This is a genomic window from Deltaproteobacteria bacterium (genome assembly GCA_026129095.1).
In the GTDB taxonomy this organism is placed as follows: Bacteria; JAGRBM01; JAGRBM01; order JAGRBM01; family JAHCIT01; genus JAHCIT01.
Genome location: JAHCIT010000010.1, coordinates 1 through 15,687 on the forward strand (window position 1 = coordinate 1; position 15,687 = coordinate 15,687).

General features: G+C 57.2%; 15 protein-coding genes. 8 read left to right on the forward strand and 7 right to left on the reverse strand.

Going from position 1 to position 15,687, the window contains the following annotated elements:
• The first annotated feature begins 122 nt into the window (after nucleotides 1-122).
• The 4 genes from KIT79_13495 to KIT79_13510 all read left to right on the forward strand — a co-directional run bounded on the left by KIT79_13495 (nucleotide 123) and on the right by KIT79_13510 (nucleotide 3,655).
• Nucleotides 123-1,604 carry a MerR family transcriptional regulator gene (locus tag KIT79_13495; GenBank protein MCW5830315.1) on the forward strand — a complete coding sequence of 494 codons (1,482 nt, stop codon included), beginning with the start codon at nucleotides 123-125 and terminating at the stop codon, nucleotides 1,602-1,604.
• A 29-nt stretch (nucleotides 1,605-1,633) separates the two neighbouring features.
• On the forward strand, nucleotides 1,634-2,167 hold the full coding sequence (locus tag KIT79_13500; protein MCW5830316.1) for a DUF2505 family protein: 534 nt from the start codon (nucleotides 1,634-1,636) through the stop codon (nucleotides 2,165-2,167).
• 127 nt (nucleotides 2,168-2,294) lie between these two features.
• Complete coding sequence (locus KIT79_13505; protein ID MCW5830317.1) at nucleotides 2,295-3,224, forward strand: MBL fold metallo-hydrolase; 930 nt, start codon at nucleotides 2,295-2,297, stop codon at nucleotides 3,222-3,224.
• Nucleotides 3,221-3,655 (forward strand): hypothetical protein, encoded by a 435-nt coding sequence (locus tag KIT79_13510; protein ID MCW5830318.1) that lies wholly within the window; start codon nucleotides 3,221-3,223, stop codon nucleotides 3,653-3,655. Before KIT79_13505 ends, KIT79_13510 begins: the two co-directional genes overlap by 4 nt.
• 69 nt (nucleotides 3,656-3,724) lie before the next feature.
• On the opposite strand, the gene KIT79_13515 is transcribed toward KIT79_13510, so the two are convergent.
• The 7 genes from KIT79_13515 to KIT79_13545 all read right to left on the reverse strand — a co-directional run bounded on the left by KIT79_13515 (nucleotide 3,725) and on the right by KIT79_13545 (nucleotide 11,338).
• On the reverse strand, nucleotides 3,725-5,176 hold the full coding sequence (locus KIT79_13515; GenBank protein MCW5830319.1) for a hypothetical protein: 1,452 nt from the start codon (nucleotides 5,174-5,176) through the stop codon (nucleotides 3,725-3,727).
• A 7-nt stretch (nucleotides 5,177-5,183) separates the two neighbouring features.
• Entirely contained in the window at nucleotides 5,184-6,002 is an 819-nt protein-coding gene (locus KIT79_13520; protein MCW5830320.1) for an outer membrane lipoprotein-sorting protein, read from the reverse strand.
• Between the two features lie 32 nt (nucleotides 6,003-6,034).
• Complete coding sequence (locus KIT79_13525) at nucleotides 6,035-8,365, reverse strand: MMPL family transporter (GenBank protein ID MCW5830321.1); 2,331 nt, start codon at nucleotides 8,363-8,365, stop codon at nucleotides 6,035-6,037.
• A 2-nt stretch (nucleotides 8,366-8,367) separates the two neighbouring features.
• Nucleotides 8,368-9,024: a TetR/AcrR family transcriptional regulator gene (locus tag KIT79_13530; GenBank protein ID MCW5830322.1), complete on the reverse strand. Its 657-nt coding sequence runs from the start codon at nucleotides 9,022-9,024 to the stop codon at nucleotides 8,368-8,370.
• A 115-nt stretch (nucleotides 9,025-9,139) separates the two neighbouring features.
• Nucleotides 9,140-9,697, reverse strand: coding sequence for a DDE-type integrase/transposase/recombinase (locus tag KIT79_13535; GenBank protein ID MCW5830323.1), 558 nt, complete (start codon nucleotides 9,695-9,697; stop codon nucleotides 9,140-9,142).
• A gap of 121 nt (nucleotides 9,698-9,818) precedes the next feature.
• Complete coding sequence (locus KIT79_13540; protein ID MCW5830324.1) at nucleotides 9,819-10,736, reverse strand: nucleotidyl transferase AbiEii/AbiGii toxin family protein; 918 nt, start codon at nucleotides 10,734-10,736, stop codon at nucleotides 9,819-9,821.
• Complete coding sequence (locus KIT79_13545; GenBank protein ID MCW5830325.1) at nucleotides 10,733-11,338, reverse strand: type IV toxin-antitoxin system AbiEi family antitoxin domain-containing protein; 606 nt, start codon at nucleotides 11,336-11,338, stop codon at nucleotides 10,733-10,735. Before KIT79_13545 ends, KIT79_13540 begins: the two co-directional genes overlap by 4 nt.
• Before the next feature lie 449 nt (nucleotides 11,339-11,787).
• Between KIT79_13545 and KIT79_13550 the strand changes: the two genes are divergently transcribed.
• The 4 genes from KIT79_13550 to KIT79_13565 all read left to right on the forward strand — a co-directional run bounded on the left by KIT79_13550 (nucleotide 11,788) and on the right by KIT79_13565 (nucleotide 15,669).
• A complete protein-coding gene (locus KIT79_13550) occupies nucleotides 11,788-12,357 on the forward strand; it encodes a glutathione peroxidase (protein ID MCW5830326.1) in 570 nt (189 codons plus the stop codon).
• Nucleotides 12,358-12,502: 145 nt separating this feature from the next.
• Nucleotides 12,503-13,708 (forward strand): acyl-CoA dehydrogenase family protein, encoded by a 1,206-nt coding sequence (locus tag KIT79_13555; protein ID MCW5830327.1) that lies wholly within the window; start codon nucleotides 12,503-12,505, stop codon nucleotides 13,706-13,708.
• 43 nt (nucleotides 13,709-13,751) lie between these two features.
• Nucleotides 13,752-14,840, forward strand: coding sequence for a phosphotransferase (locus KIT79_13560; GenBank protein ID MCW5830328.1), 1,089 nt, complete (start codon nucleotides 13,752-13,754; stop codon nucleotides 14,838-14,840).
• 151 nt (nucleotides 14,841-14,991) lie between these two features.
• A complete protein-coding gene (locus tag KIT79_13565) occupies nucleotides 14,992-15,669 on the forward strand; it encodes a TetR/AcrR family transcriptional regulator (protein ID MCW5830329.1) in 678 nt (225 codons plus the stop codon).
• The last annotated feature ends 18 nt before the right edge of the window (nucleotides 15,670-15,687 follow it).

The following is a 15,687-nucleotide window of genomic DNA, read 5'->3' on the forward strand; positions in this document are numbered from 1 at the left end:
GCCACGCTTCCCTGACTCATTCAAAAAGGAGCAGGTTTGAATAACGGGAAAATGAAGCTACGGGTTTATCTCACACACAATGGTCAGGTGCAGGCATACATAATAGATGAGGTAAAAACTGTATGAGCGAAAAACAGAAATCACGCTTCCGCTTGTCGGAGCTTGCGAATACGGCCGGAGTAGCCGGCAAGACTATCCATTTTTACGTTCGCGAAGGCATTCTTCCGCCCGCGCAGAAAATTCGAGAGAAACTCGCGCTTTACGACGAGACCCACCTTCGGTTGCTCAGGCTTGTGCAAAAGCTGCAACAGGAGAAACATTTACCGCTGGCTTTTATCGGTCAACTGTTCCGACAAGCCAACTACGACCCGGAAGCCCTGGAACTCAGTCTGGTCGCCGGCATGTATGATCGTGTCGCTGCCGGCACAGGTTTCCTGCCAGGAGAAATTGATATTGCCCAAGTTGCAATGGCCGACGATAATTCCGTTTCACCAGAGTTCCGGAACACGTTGGCGGATATGGGGCTGATCAACAGGACCGACGGGCCTCTAAGCGGAGAGGAAAGGAAAATCGTCTGGAGCGTACGTTCCGCTCACGAAAAGGGCGTTCCCTTGGTATTTTTTGCCCAAGTCCTGAAACCGATACAGGCTATCGTATCACGCCAATCCGCCACATTGCTCGAAGCGATCGACGGCGATGCCAGTTTCCGCCAGGTCGCGGAGAAAGTCGGCGAGATCGACCGGTTGATCAACTTTTTTATCGAGGCCACTAAGACCCGTCAGCTCAGGCTTCACTTCGAAAAGTCGTATGAGCAGAGTCCTTTGACAATAGGGAAGCTTCAGAAGCGAATCTACGTGCCGAGCAACGCTTTTCTGGAGAAGTATAAAATACCAGAGCAAATCGCTTCGATTGAGGATGATTTGCAGCGGAAAAAGAAAGACCGCCATTTACGCCTCGCGCTGACGGAAGCCTACTTGGCAATTGGCAAGTACGAGGAGGCAGCTGGCGAAGCCAAAACCTTGTTAAAGCATGATAAGGGAGAAGCCGATGCCTTGGTAGCATTGGGGACAGTGTACTCACTGCTGGGACGCACAGACGACGCAGTTAAAACCCATGAGCACGCTTACCGGCTACGGCCGGATGATGCGCGAACCGTAGCGTACTATGCGATGGCATGTTTGCTTCAGGCAGCACGTGTGGGTGGTGTGATATCCCCGGCTCAATGGCTCAAAAAGTCACTTTCTCTTTTCCAGAAGAGTCTCGCACTCACTCCTAGGCGGCCCAAGGATCTCCTCGAAATGCTGTTTATGAAGGGCAGAGCTTACACGATTCTGCCTGCGCCGTTAGAAAAGGTGGATGAGGGCATCGAAGCCCTTACAGAGCTTCTTGCCCGTGTGGACAAATCGGATGAAAAGACGTTGGATCTGCCGTTTAACGGTTTCAACGAAATCTACCGTATCAATGTCTATTTCTTTCTGGGGGAGGCTTACCACCACAAAGGCCAAGCAAAGGAAGCCCAGAAGGCCTGGGAGCAGGTCATTCTCCGTGACCCTGGATCGAATTTCGGACAGCACGCGTATCAGGCGATCGGATCACACGCCTAGGATTATGACGATAATAACTCCGGCGGGTAATGATGCAGTCTTTTAAATTTGAACACCGGTTCTCCCTGCCTCCAGTTCATCTGGTCCGGCTGCTGGATGATCTGGCTTTCCGGCAGTATCTCGTCGACAACCTAGCCAATGTTCATGCATCCGAACGGATCCGCTTTGACGACACCGGCTACGAGCGTTTCAAGACGATTCGAGTCTATCCTAAAATGAACCTGCCCTCATGGATCGAACGCGCCTTCAAGGATCCCGAAAGTTACTTCGAGATGAATTACCGGCTCGACAAGACACGGATGGTGGAAAAAATTGAGGGAACCTCGCACTTTGGCAAAGTAATCGGAGAAGTCGTATACCTGCCCGAAGGGCTCAGTGGTACTATCCGACGTTTTCAGGGCGAGTTCAGCTGCAGGTTCAGTGTGATTGGCCCAGCGATAGAAAAATTCTACCTCCGGCACATGGGCGACATGCAGGACATGGAGGCCGATCTGACTCAAAAATATATTGCCAGCAGGAACGTGGCCGTAATGCCACCCCAGATGAGGAAGTCGCATGTCTGATAAATTGTCGCCAGACCTGGGGCCTTCAGCGCATCCGCCGAAGGCGTACGCCGTACCTCCGCCACGAGGTGTGCATCAGATACGTACTTTACTGGGGTTCCCGGGCGTCCCGACAGTCAACTGTTACGTGATCGAACGTCCGCTGACTCTGGTCGATGCAGGCCTGAATAGCCCCGCTTCGTGGCACTCGTTTGAAGAGCAGTTGAACGCGATGGGCTACCGGCCGGAACAGTTCGAACGGATACTGATCACCCATGCACACCCCGACCATTTCGGCTTTGCGGAACGGGTACGCAAACTCTCTGGAGCACAGGTTTATATCGGCGAACACTCCTTCTCCACGTTCGCGTTAAGCGATACGGATGTGGTCGCCCAGCACCGGCAGGTGTACCGGGACTATTTTATCCGCCTGGGTCTTGATGACCAGATATTCGCGTCGCTGGCAATGATGGGCGAGATGATGCGGTCGATGGCGCCACAAATACATGGGGAGGTCATCCCGGTGAAAGACGGCGACGTCATTCCTTTTGAGGATTTTAGCCTTCAGGTTCTCTACACGCCGGGCCACACGCGTGAAATCGTCTGCTATTTTGAGCCGAAGCAGAAATTTATATTTTCGAGCGACCACCTGCTTCAAGAGACGAGCCCGAATCCGATCATTGACCTTGGCCCCGACGGGGAAAAGGACTATTCTTGTAAGTTTGAGTCACTAGTAAGTTATTACGAGCAAATTGAGCGGGTCAGGAAACTGGATGTACGATGCGTTTTGCCCGGTCACGGGTTGCCCTTTTCGGGACACGATGCTGTTATTTCCTCCCTACTGGGCTTCTATGAACTTCGCCAGCACAAGATGCTGAAGGTAATGAACCAAGAAGGACCAATAACGGTCAAGCGACTCGCCGAACTCATGTTTCCCAAAGCGCAGGGCATGCAAGTTTTTCTTGCAGTCTGCGAGCTCCTTGGAAACCTCGAGGTTATGGCAAAACAACACAAGGTTCGCTCCGAATTTGATGGCCACGTCTACTTATTTGAAAGACTGCCCGCTAATACGGCATGAAGCTCGACGCAATTAATAGTGATTCCTCTCGGGACGGGCACGATGAAATTAGTGTCAAGGGCGGACTGAAAGTGTACCAGCGAGGCGGAGTGACCTTCTCCCGAAAAACCGGACCGGTTATTAAGAAAGAGATTTCATCCTTAGCGTCACCTCAAGATAACCATCAGCGATTCGAGGCTTGGAAGGCTCAGTTTGCGGGAAAATATGCAGTTGTCCGAGTCGAATTACGAAAGACGGTTGACATGCAGAGCCAAGATTTCGATGTTCTAATCTACCGTGCCATCGATAAGATGCCCCGTCCGGGCAAGCATGGCCCCTGGAAACTCACCCACGATTACTATCGGGACATCCCGATGCTGCGCGATCGAGGACCGGTATCTGGAGTTCTCGCGGGCGAAGTCCCCAATATCATGCAGTCTTACATAGCATGAGATGGTCGACCGTGCGTAACGCCGGGTGATGACTTACATACCTACAGGCAGCTCATCACTCCAGCCGGATCAGAAGCTCCACTTCATCTCGGCGAAAGCCGTTGTGTTGTCCTCGAGGAAGCCGAACTGCGAGACCTTCTTGCCGCCGTAGACCTCGCCGCCGACGGTCGCCTTCCATTCGTCGGTCAGGGCATAGGAGAGCTTCGGACGGATCAGCCAGTTCGTGCGTTCGAAATTCACGGCTCCCATCAGGTCGAGATCCAGCGTGTCGCTCCACCACTTCTTGTCCAGCCGGACCGACACCCCGTTCTGGACCGTATCGAGTTGGCCCGTAAACAGGGCATTGTACTGGGCGAACTGATCGTCCGGCAGGCCCATCGAAGTGTCGTACCGGTGAAAAACGTATTTGCCAAAATATTGTATAATCAGGTTCGCACTTTCGCCGAAGTCCTTCTCGATCCCGGCGACATAGGAGACGAATGGCGTCTGGATATCGCGTCGGTTCCCGTCCCCGTTTTTCGAATGCACATAGGCCGCTTCGCCCCGGAACCCCCAGGTCCCGTGTACGGTCACGAAGTCGCCGCCCACGCCGTGAATCCGGTGGTGCGACAGGCCGACGTACCCGGGCGACGTGGGAGACAAGATTCCTGGCGGCAGTAGCAGACTGACCTCCGGCAACCGGTTGAAACCGGTAAAATAGGAAACCGACCAGTCGAACCCGCCCGACGAATGATCGATTTTCGCCGCGTACTCGCCATTCGAGAACTTCACGTCCGGCAGCTGTGGCGCGAACAGGATTCCGGGCACCGCAGGCAGCGGGATCACCGACGCAGTCGGGATCGGCTGCCAGACACCGGTCAGCCGGAAATCGGACGGCAGGTAGTAGTCCGCCTTCACGCCGAACACACCGGTCCGCTGATCGAAAGGCTCCGGCAGCAGTAGCGTCATGTTGCGGGCGGAGAGCCAGTCGGTCGGATTGATCTCGTCGGCGCGCCCCCAGACGATGATCTGCTTGCCCACGCGAAGTTCCAGGTCGCCGAACTGGAGAGTCGCGTACCCCTCGCGAAGCTCCAGCATGACCTCGTCCTGCAGCGTCTGCGTGCGGGCATCGAAATGATTGGGTACCGTCGAGTGGTTCAGGTTCTGCGCCATGATACGGGCCTCGCCGTACAGCTTGACGTGTTCGCCGTACTGAGGTGCGGATTTCAAGGTCAGGTTCAGCCCGGGATAATGATTGCTGTTGCTCAACCGCTTGTCGGAACTGAAATAGTCGAACGACGCTGAACCGTGGATTCCGGCATCGCGGACCGGGTTCCAGAGCTTCATGAAGGGCGTCTCCCGGCCCTCGGGCAGTTCCGGCGCCGCATCCGGACGTGTCGCCACCGCAGGGTCATCCGCTGACGCCGCCGCCGGGACTTCCGCGGCCGGTGCACCAGCAGGCGGAACATCGGTTTGCGCCCTGGACATGACCGGCACGAGCACCGCGAGCAGTATCACTGCCAGTGTACGGATATTTTGCATGGTCACCTCACCGGGTCAGATAGCGTTCCGTAAACACTTCGTCCTTCACGCCAGTGTTCACCTTCACGTCATCGAACGTGATCTCCGTGATCCCGCCGGTCTGGACGTTCTTCATCGTGATTTTTTTCGGCATCCACCGGTGAAGCGTCTTGTCAACTTCCCATATGTCTTCGGCGTGGAACTCCTTGAACGGACGTCCGGCAAGGTCCGTGTATTCCCCCTTCACCGACATGAATGCGTCGGTGCGGATCCACTGGACTCGCTTGTTACTGCCCGCATTACGCTCCACGTCCTTGCTCACGGGAACCGACTCGACGACGTAGCAGTCGTTCGCACCGCATTTTTCTATACGTAGCAAAGTGTGCTTCCAATCCTCGACCCGCGGCGTGATCACGTCGCCGTAGGAGAAATCCGACCCCATGAAACTGTCCTTTTTGTTCGAGGCGACCAGCCGGCGGATCTTCTTGAGAGCGGGCAGATAGATCCAGATATCGTCGTCGCCGCCGGAGTTCTCCTTCGTCAGCGTGGCTGTGCCGATCACATCCGGCGGGCTTAGGAACCGCGCCACCCGGGCCTGGTCAATCTGGTTTTCGAGCAGCTTGGAATAGGACTCCACTTTCCGCTCCCGCTTGATACCTCGGGCGTCTATGAGCGTCATGGTCATCTTCTGCGTCGAGTCCTTCACCTTCTGAGCCATGAAGTTCTTCTTCATGATCTCGATGACGTCGGGCGGGCTCTCTTCGGCAACGGCATTCGACCGGTAACCGGATGCCGCGGCGACAAGAGCCGCAATAACGATCGCAAGGGGGCGGGTCTGGGGCTTCATAGGGATCTCCTTCGGATTTTCCTGGCTTTCTGTCAGTGCTTTTCGGGGTCACTGCCGGATGGCATGAACGACTTGGGACGGATGTATTTGAGAAGCGCCGGCAGAACCGTGATGGCGCCGAGCGAACTGATGACCATCGCCAGCGCCACCAGGATGCCGAGCTTGCGGTGGAAGCCGAACGGCGACAGCGCGAGGCAGAGATAGCCGGCCGTGATCGCGCTCGACACGAAGAATACCGCCTTGCCCGACGTCCGCATGGACGCGAGGAGCGCCTTGTCGAAATCCGGATTCTTGTGCAGCTCTTCCTTCATCCGGAAGATGAAATAGAGCGCGTAGTCGGCGCCTATACCGACCGCCATCGGCAGGATGGCGGAAGTCCCGATGTCGAGATTCCAGCCGGCATAGCCCAGCAACGCGAACTCCCCGAACACCGATAGGACGAGCGGTACGGTCACCAGCAGACCCGCCACAAACGAGCGTAGTACGATCGCGGACAGGAGGATGACGATCAGCCAGATCTGGCCGATGTTGCGGATCTTGCCCTGCACCATGACCTGGTTCATGGCGTCCGAAGAGGCGATGGAACCGGCGATTTTCACATTGTACCCCGGCGGGAATTCTGTCGCGAGATAGCCCTTCACCTTGCCGATAATCGCCTCGGCGATGGAGGTGTTGTCCTTTTTCAGGAACGCCTGGATGATCGCCTTGTCGTAAGTCTTGGTGACATAGGCGTCGAAATCGTCGGGGCCCCCGGAGATGGAGTAGAGGAACAGGTACTGGGCCACAAGTTCCCGCGAATCGGGGATCGAATCGAACTTCGGGTCGTCAGCGTTCATCGAGCGGTTCATCTTCTTCACGAAATCCACGATGGACATCGTCTTGCCGACGACCTCCTCCTTCTGGAGCAGATTCTGGAGCCCCTCCATCGCCTCGAGCACCTTCGGGTCCTTCAGGGAGTCCTCGCCCGGCCCCTCCACGACGAAAAGCAGCGTGTTGGTACCGGCGAAACGGTCGTTCAGCCAGGTATCGTCCTGGAAAAACTGGTCCTTCGAGCTGAAGTACGGCTTCAGGCTGTTGTCTATATTCACGCGCGACGAACCGTAACCCCAAGCCAAGAAGGCGATCGCCGCGACGACGATGATGGTTCTGCTCCCGCCACCGCTTACGAACGGAGCGAGCCGCTCGAGCGTGCCGTCCAGCAGCTTGCGTTCCACCGACTCGGCGTTGGTTTCGGCGAGCTTGGGGCTCGGCAGCATGGCCCGCATCGCCGGGATGAGCGTCATCTCGATGATCAGGACGGCGAAGATGCCGAGGCCTGTAAAAAGACCGAAGGTGCGGATCGTTGTGGTCTGGAACGTCAGCAGCGAGAAAAACGCCAGCATCGCGATCACGCCGGTGGTCATCATGACAGTTCCCACCTTCACCGTGGAATCGATGACGGCCCGGTGGTTGTCCTTGCTAACGGCGAATTCCTCGTAGTAGCGCTTGAGAATCTGGACCGCGTGCCCGGCGCCCACGGCGAGTATCAGGATCGGCGTCGTCGCGTTGAACGGATCAAGCGCGATACCGGCAAGCCCCATCAGCCCAAGGCCCCAGATGACCGCGAGCAGCGCGGTGAGCAGCGGCAGGATGAGCCCCTGGAACGTACGGAACGCCTCGTAATGAACAAGGCCGATCACCACGACGGCGATCAGAAAGTAGATCGCCATCCGTTCGGAGTATTTCGCCATCCACGAAGCGGCGATCGGAAACCCGGAGTAGTGGATCTCGACCGTTCCGTCCGCTTCAGGCCCAATGATCTTCTCGATCTCCCGGTGAACCGACGGAAAATCGGGCAGCTCGGGCGTGAAATGGAAGTCCGCGAGGATCGCCGCCGACTTCATGTCTTTCGAGAAGATGGAACCGGAATAGAGCGGATTCCTGAGCAGTTTCGTCTTGAGGGTGGCCAGTTCTCCGGGGGACTCGGGCGCGTATTCCATGAACGGCGTCACCGTCATACCCTCTTCGGTACCTACGATATCCTTCGCCCGGTTGGCCGACACGGAGAGCACATTCGCCCGGATGATACCCGGTTCGAGCAGCAGCTTGTCGGTGATGCGCTGGACCTTCTGGAGCAGGGCCGGCTGGAAGATATCGCCGTCCTTCGGCGCGATACCGATCACGACCACGTTCTTCCCGCCAAAGATACTGTCAATCTCGTTCTGCGCTTTTATATAAGGATGGCCCTGAGGAAGGTTCTTGTCCGGGTCCACTTCGACCCGCAGGTGTCGCAAACTGAACCCCAGGAACAGCGTGACCGCCACGTTTGCCGCGACTACCCACGCCCGGTAACGAACAATGAATTCGACATATTTACGCAGCATGGTTATTTCCTCTTCTTCAGGGGACGGGACTTTGCGACCTCGGCCAATGGCGATTCCCCAAATAGCCGAAGCACAAGGCTGGTCATTTCGCCGACATTTCTTCCCGATGGCTGATGGATTTCGGCGGTTATGACCGCATTCAGGATACCTGAGAGCTTGAGAGTCAGCTCGGTGTCTGAAAATCCCTGAAATTCGCCGGCGGCAATACCCTCGGCAAAAACCTCCGTGAGGCCCTTCTGAAAACGCTGGTATTTGGCTACGATATTTTGACCGAACTGGGCATGAAGCCGGAGTTCAAAACCCAAGGTTTCGCTCACGAAAAGCCTGAGCAGCATGGGGTGCTCTTCGAAATACTGGAGTTCCTCATGGACAGCCGCGGCTATCCGGACCGGTGCCGAACCCTGTACTGCCAGTGCCTTTTCAACCCGGCCCAGCAGTTCGTCCACGTACATTTTTAGCAGTTCCCGGTACAAGGCATCCTTGCTAGGAAAATGAAGGTACAGTTTGCCCACTGAAAACCGCGCGGCACGGGCGACGTCCTGCATGGTGGCGGCTGAGAAGCCCTTCTCCGCAAAAACCTTCAGCGCTGTCTCAAGGATTTCCTGCCGATGGCGAAATGCCTCGTCCTTCTGTCGCTGTTTGCTGGAATACCGCGGCATGGACAAAGTATTATGAACTTGTATTCATTAAGTCAATAGCCGTTCATTCTAGCGACCTGGACCGGTGTATGTCCCAAAACTCTATCAGTGCGTCAAAGGGTGCGCGTCATAATTTTTACGTTGCCAACGGAGTGGCCAGATCCGGAACACTGGTTCGGTTCCGATTGCGGTACTCGACATATTGCCGGAGAGTCTTTCGCAGGTGCTCCTCGTTCAGGACAATTACACGGTCGGTGCACTCGCGTCGGATCGTGCCGATCTCCCGTTCAGCATAGGCGTTCACGACGGGCGTCCGGGGACGGATCGGCAACTCCCGGATATTCAGGTTGGCCGTTGCCTGGCGGAACTCCTCCCCGTAGATGCTGTCGTTGTCACGGATCAGAAAACGCGGTGCGGTGTCGTTAGGGAACGCCTGAACAAGCTGACGAGTGGTCCATTCGGCAGTGGGGCGATCGGTCACATTGAAGTGGATGATTTCCCGCCGGTCGGGGGACAGCATTACGAAACCATAGAGTACATCGAAGGTGACCGTGGGAACGGTAAAGCAGTCGCAGGCGACAATATCCTCGGCATGATTTGTGACAAAGGTTTTCCAGATCTGGGGCGGCGGTCTGCGGGGATGGCGGACCCGGTATCTCTCGATTGTCGACTTGGCGACGTGGATACCAGGCATGGCCAGTTCGCCCTGGATTCGTGGCGACCCCAGAGCGGGTTGGCTCGGCTGATGTCCTGAATGATCCGGATAATATCAGGGTGAATCGAGGGCCGGTCGGGTTTCTGACGGCTCTTCACACCTAGAAACGCCAAGGTCCGCCTGCACGCCATCGGGCTATCCATGTTTTTCCGGTTCCCTTCGCCGCTTCAATCAAGGGTCGAACGAAACCAGTGATCTCTGCAATGACCGAGGGCAATCCCGGTTCGCCATCCAGCCCGGATTTTTTCAGGAACCCAGCCCACTGCCTCTGCTTCCCCGTATCTTCGTAGAATGACGGCCCGAGCGCTTCAGGCAATGTATCCGGCAGCGGAGTTCCACGCCGCTCGAAGGTCGCCCGGACCGCCTGAACAAGTAGGCCGCCTTCGAACGAAAAGTTTCGTGAAAGGAACGCCAGATCGTAGAAATCCTTCATACGGCTGTTCACAAGTCCGAGCCTGACCATCGCTTCCAGTTTCTCGGCTACGACTGTCTCCCGGGAATAAATCCTTATCTTCGGAGGCGGGGCATCCAGCAGTGCGGGCAGCTCCACATTTTCCGCGTCCGGTGTCATCGCATCTCCAAATCCGATGTCCACCTGCACGCGAATGCGCGCAGTATCGAGATGTGCGAGCATTACCGCTCGCACGCCACCGTAGTCCTGATCTTCCCTTATCGGTCCCACTTCCAGCGAACCCCGGTCAAACTCGATTCCGTCGTCCGTCGCCGGAATGGCCGCAATTTCCCCGAATATCCGGCGAATACGCGCTTCCCCGGGATCGCCAAAACCCAACAGATCGAGATCGCGCGTTGGGCGATGCGGCTTGCCGCTCCACAGGACGAACAGGGACGCACCCTTGAGGACGAACTGTTCCCGGTAGCTCGATACCGAGAGCCGGTAGAGGAGCCGCTCGTTCGCATAACGGACCAGCAGGAGCTGGAAATCTTCTCCGCGTTCCTTGGCGAGCCGAAGAAGACGCGCCTTGACGGATCGGGCGGATTTCCCGGATGTGCCGCTCATACGAGTGCCTCCAGGTACGGTTTCATTACCGTGTAAATTCCATCGGCACGGGCGGCCGTGGTAAGGTTTCCCACACCGGCCCGGTATTTCCTCAAATAATCCTTCAGTGCCAAAAGCGCGGTTTCAAGGCCAACATCGTTCCGGTACCGGAAGCAGTCGGCAACCGTCTTTGCCGGCGTCGTGACCCGCACGGTAGCCCCCTCAACAGTCCGCGACTCAACGCCATAAGTCCAGGCAGAGCCGCTGGCGCGTACGATCACCAACGGAGGATACGCAACTTTCGGAGTGCGGGCGCGTGTCTCGATCATGCCCCAAACGGCATGCGGCGACTCGGTTGTGAGACCGTGTACCTGCAGCGCACTCAGCAGGCAGATCGTCATGTGCGGGACGCGCTTGCAGGCCTCGGCAAGCGTATGCAGTTCGGAAGCGGGCGCCTTCGCCGAACGGTAAAGCCCCCGGTCAACGCGCTCGATCAGGCCTCGATCAGATAGCCGTTTCAGATACGCCCTTGGGATTCCGTACCGGTCGAGATCCCGGGCGCGAAACGGACCCGTTTCGGCAATCTTGAGGAGACGGGAGACATTGGTATGGAGCAGAGGCATGATACTATACGTATAGTTTTATTTTTATTAATATTCAATATGTATCACCTGCTTACCTGCTCTAAGTCGGCACCTCAACTCCTATCCTTCTCCTCCTCGGACTTGGGAAATCACACCGACACTGAGATTTTTACGCGACTCCGTACAACCTAAGTACAACCTATCCGGCGGAAACCGGTGTTTTCAGGCAGACGCCGGCGGATTTCAAAACCTGCGTAACCTATTGATCTCCGGACGGTTCCGGATCGTCATTGACATCTGTGGAAACTCCCTCGGCCGGTCTCATAAGCCGTAGGTCGAGGGTTCGAGTCCCTCCCCAGCCACCAGTCCAAGTCGTTGAAACTACGGACTAGTTCATGTTCTGCTGGAGCCATCCCTGTTCTGGCATCGTGGTATTTGGCGCTAGGGTAGTTTCAGGATCGGGAGCCGTTCCGGATTTAGGAGTCCCCATGATGAGACGACTGGCCATGGCAATCGCTGCGTTTTCCCTCTGCACCTGGAGCAGTCCGGTTTCCAGTGCGGACCCGGTCCCGCCAGACGCCAAGCCGGGATTTTTTGGTCTTGAAACCCGCACGCTGGAAGGGGAGCCGGTGAGTTTGGGGCAGTATGCCGGCAAGGTCGCTCTGGTCGTGAATGTGGCGAGCAGGTGCGGGTTCACGTCCCAGTATGCGGGGCTCGAAAAGCTGTACCAGGACTACAAGGACCGGGGGCTGGTCGTCCTTGGGTTTCCGAGCAATGAGTTCGGCAGCCAGGAGCCCGGCACTCCGGAAGAAATCCGCACATTCTGCGAGCGGAAATACCAGGTGACATTCCCCATGTTCGAAAAGGTAAGGACCAAGCCCGGCCCTGAACAATCACCGGTTTATGCGTTCCTGACGAAAAGCGGAGAAGTCCCGGGCTGGAACTTCGGCAAATACCTTGTCGGCAAGGACGGGCAGGTGAAAGCCTACTATTCCGCCCTGACCAAGCCGGAATCGGGAAAACTCATTAAGGCCATAGAAACGGAACTTTCCCGGTAGTTTCGCCGGGCAGACTCCAGCGGAATCTCCCGCCACCGTTTTGATGCCGTATTTGTGGCCCTACCGAAACGGGTGGAACGCTGGCGCTTGTGCGCATCCCGTGAAAGGATGACCAACAGCACGCTGCCCGGAAAGGCCGTTCATTATGGATTTCGAGTTTTCTGAACAGGTGAAAACCGCCGTCGGCATGGTGACGGAGTTTGTTGACAAGGAGCTGATCCCGCTCGAGGGGGAACTATTGGCGCGCGGATTCAATGCGATGATGCCGGTGATACGGGAAAAGCAGCGGCTGGTCCGGCAGATGGGGCTGTGGGCACCGGGGTTCCCGAAGGATCTGGGTGGACTGGGGCTAAAGGTCGCCGAGTTTGCGCCGGTTTCGGAAGCACTGGGCCGTAGTCCGCTCGGCCATTTCGTTTTCTGGTGCCAGGCCCCGGATGCTGGAAATGTCGAGATACTCCACCGTTACGGGACGGAGGAGCAGAAAAGACAGTATCTGGAACCGCTCATCGCGGGGGAAATCCGGAGCTGCTTTTCCATGACCGAACCGGAGATGCCCGGATCGAACCCGGTCATGCTGGAGACAACAGCTGTAAAGGATGGCGACAGCTACGTCATCAATGGACAGAAGTGGTTCACCAGTTCGGCCGATGGAGCAAAGTTTGCCATTGTCATGGCAGTCACGAACCCGGACTCTCCGCCGCACCTCAGGGCCAGCATGATCATCGTTCCGACGGATGCCCCCGGTTTCAACCGGGTGCGGAACATCTCGATCATGGGCCATGCGGGGGAAGGGTATGCAAGCCACGCTGAAATCCTGTACCAGTCCTGCCGTGTGCCGGTCACGAACCGGCTCGGTGGTGAGGGAATGGGCTTCGTGATCGCGCAGGACCGGCTCGGGCCGGGACGCATCCATCATTGCATGCGGTGGATTGGCATCTGCCGCCGGTCGCTGGAACTGTTGTGCGCGCGGGCGGCCGAACGCAGGATTGACGAAGATGGCCGGACGCTCGCGACCCGGCAGACGATCCAGACCTGGGTTGCTGAGGCGGAGGCTGGAATCCAGGCGGCCCGGCTGATGACGCTGCATGCCGCATGGAAGATCGATACTCAGGGTGCCAAGGCTGCCCGGAACGAAATATCCGCCATCAAGTTTACCGTGGCCAACACCATGCAGCAGATCATCGACCGCGCCATTCAGGTTCATGGCGGACTCGGGATGACCGATGACACCATACTGTCATATTACTGGCGGCACGAGCGGGCAGCCCGGATCTATGACGGGGCCGATGAGGTCCACAAAACGAGTCTCGGCAAGCGGATACTGGACAGTTATGTGAAAAGACAGCGGTAGTTCCCCCGGCCAGGCTGTGGCGGAGGATGAGGAGGGACCGGAATTGAGCACACCTGACAGTCCCGCTGGCGGGCTTGGACCCGTACGGGAGGCGCATCGCTTTGATGAGGCCGCACTTGGCGAGTTCGCTCGCCGGCATGTCCCCGGTTTTGAGGGGCCGCTTGTGGTGCAGCAGTTCGAGGGCGGGCAGTCAAATCCGACTTTCCTGCTGCAGACGCCGGGCCGTCAATACATCCTTCGCAAGAAACCGCCGGGACAGCTTCTTCCATCTGCACATGCCATTGAGCGTGAATACCGGATATTGAAGGCGCTGGAACCCACGGGCGTGCCGGTACCGAAGGTCCATGTGCTTTGTGAGGATCCTGCTGTTATCGGGACGCCTTTTTATGTGATGGAACGGGTTGAAGGCAGGATATTCCGAAATCCCACCATGCCGGAAGCCAGATCGCCCGATGAGCGCCGTGGGATTTATTTGGATATGGCCAGGGTACTTGCCCGGATTCACAAGGTGGACTGGAAAGCTGCCGGACTGGAAGGGTACGGCAAGACCGGCAACTACATGCTCCGGCAGATCGAGCGGTGGACGGCCCAGTATGAAGCCACCCGGACGGATACTATCGACAGCATGGAAAAGCTGATTCGCTGGATGCCGGATAACGTGCCGGATGCCGGGCACCTGACGATCGCCCACGGCGACTACCGGCTCGAAAACCTGATAATTCACCCGCAGGAGCCGCACGCAGTCGCCGTTCTGGACTGGGAACTTTCGACTCTCGGCCATCCGCTGGCCGACCTGGCGTACTGCTGCATGCTGTATCACCTGCCACCCAACCCTTCGAGCGGAAATCTGGGCGCTTCCAGCGGCCTTATGGGGACGAATTTTGTGGGACTTGGCATCCCTCCGGAAAAGGATTTCATCAGTGCCTATGCGGCGGAGATGGGTGATAGCGGCGGGGTGGCAGACTATGATTTTTTCGTCGCTTTCGGGATGTTCCGGCTCGCTGCCATCGTGCAGGGGGTGTACAAGCGCGGGCTTGATGGAAATGCCAGTTCGACAAAGGCCGCAACCTACGGCCCGATCGTGAAATTCCTGGCTGATGCGGCAATGCATCAGTTGAAAGGCCGGCTGTAGGAAGAATCTAGGGCATATTCTCCTACGCCCTTGAGAGGCTTAAACCCGTTTTGGGGCACGCTCCCCCAGATTCTGCTTATTTACTTGACACCCGACCGAACGGTCGGTAAGGTGACTTGGGTCAGTTACGTGGAGGTAATTACTCAACGTCATGTCGGCGGCCGAGACTACCAAAACCCCCCATATCGTGCGGCACCCTTCCCAGGACCGCATCTTGGACGTCTGCGAGCAGCTTTTTGCAGACCGGGGCTTCTCAGGCGTGGGGCTGGCTGAAGTTGCCGAGCGGGCGGGACTTTCCAAGTCGAGCCTGTTTCACCATTTCAAGAGCAAGACGGAGATCTATGCCTCGGTGCTGGAACGCCTTTTCAAGCGGCTGCATGAGGCACTGGAAGCCGAGATCAATGTGGCCGCCGGGCCTTGGGCACAACTCGACCGGGTAGTGGATATCTGGGTCGGTTTCATGGCCGACAACCCGAATACGGCGAAGCTCCTGCTCCGGTCGATGGTCGAGCGTGACTTCGAGGATGAAGGGCTTACCCGCGAGGAACTGGCCCGGCGTCACGGACTTTACATGCGGCTGATCATCCAGCGCGTGATTGTGCTGATGAAAACCGGAATCGAGCAGGGTGCCTTCCGCCAGCAGCCGGTCGGGCACTTCGTGCAGACACTGATTGGCGCAACGATATTCCATTTCGCCTCGGGCGAATTCGGGAAGGACATGCTGGGGGGCGACATTTTTGAGCCCCGCCGCGTGGAGGCGCGCAAGACCGAAATGAAGAATTTCCTCCGCCACGGACTCGGATACGGGCCGGGAGCGAAGGACAGTTAACCCACCCAAGGAGACCCA

What these genes read in the sequence shown, in the direction of transcription:
- KIT79_13495 (MCW5830315.1), top strand. Translation starts at nt 123, where the DNA reads ATGAGCGAAAAACAGAAATCACGCTTCCGCTTGTCGGAGCTTGCGAAT.
- KIT79_13500 (MCW5830316.1), top strand. Translation starts at nt 1,634, where the DNA reads ATGATGCAGTCTTTTAAATTTGAACACCGGTTCTCCCTGCCTCCAGTT.
- KIT79_13510 (MCW5830318.1), top strand. Translation starts at nt 3,221, where the DNA reads ATGAAGCTCGACGCAATTAATAGTGATTCCTCTCGGGACGGGCACGAT.
- KIT79_13515 (MCW5830319.1), bottom strand. Translation starts at nt 5,176, where the DNA reads ATGCAAAATATCCGTACACTGGCAGTGATACTGCTCGCGGTGCTCGTG.
- KIT79_13520 (MCW5830320.1), bottom strand. Translation starts at nt 6,002, where the DNA reads ATGAAGCCCCAGACCCGCCCCCTTGCGATCGTTATTGCGGCTCTTGTC.
- KIT79_13525 (MCW5830321.1), bottom strand. Translation starts at nt 8,365, where the DNA reads ATGCTGCGTAAATATGTCGAATTCATTGTTCGTTACCGGGCGTGGGTA.
- KIT79_13530 (MCW5830322.1), bottom strand. Translation starts at nt 9,024, where the DNA reads ATGCCGCGGTATTCCAGCAAACAGCGACAGAAGGACGAGGCATTTCGC.
- KIT79_13535 (MCW5830323.1), bottom strand. Translation starts at nt 9,697, where the DNA reads ATGCCTGGTATCCACGTCGCCAAGTCGACAATCGAGAGATACCGGGTC.
- KIT79_13540 (MCW5830324.1), bottom strand. Translation starts at nt 10,736, where the DNA reads ATGAGCGGCACATCCGGGAAATCCGCCCGATCCGTCAAGGCGCGTCTT.
- KIT79_13545 (MCW5830325.1), bottom strand. Translation starts at nt 11,338, where the DNA reads ATGCCTCTGCTCCATACCAATGTCTCCCGTCTCCTCAAGATTGCCGAA.
- KIT79_13550 (MCW5830326.1), top strand. Translation starts at nt 11,788, where the DNA reads ATGATGAGACGACTGGCCATGGCAATCGCTGCGTTTTCCCTCTGCACC.
- KIT79_13555 (MCW5830327.1), top strand. Translation starts at nt 12,503, where the DNA reads ATGGATTTCGAGTTTTCTGAACAGGTGAAAACCGCCGTCGGCATGGTG.
- KIT79_13565 (MCW5830329.1), top strand. Translation starts at nt 14,992, where the DNA reads ATGTCGGCGGCCGAGACTACCAAAACCCCCCATATCGTGCGGCACCCT.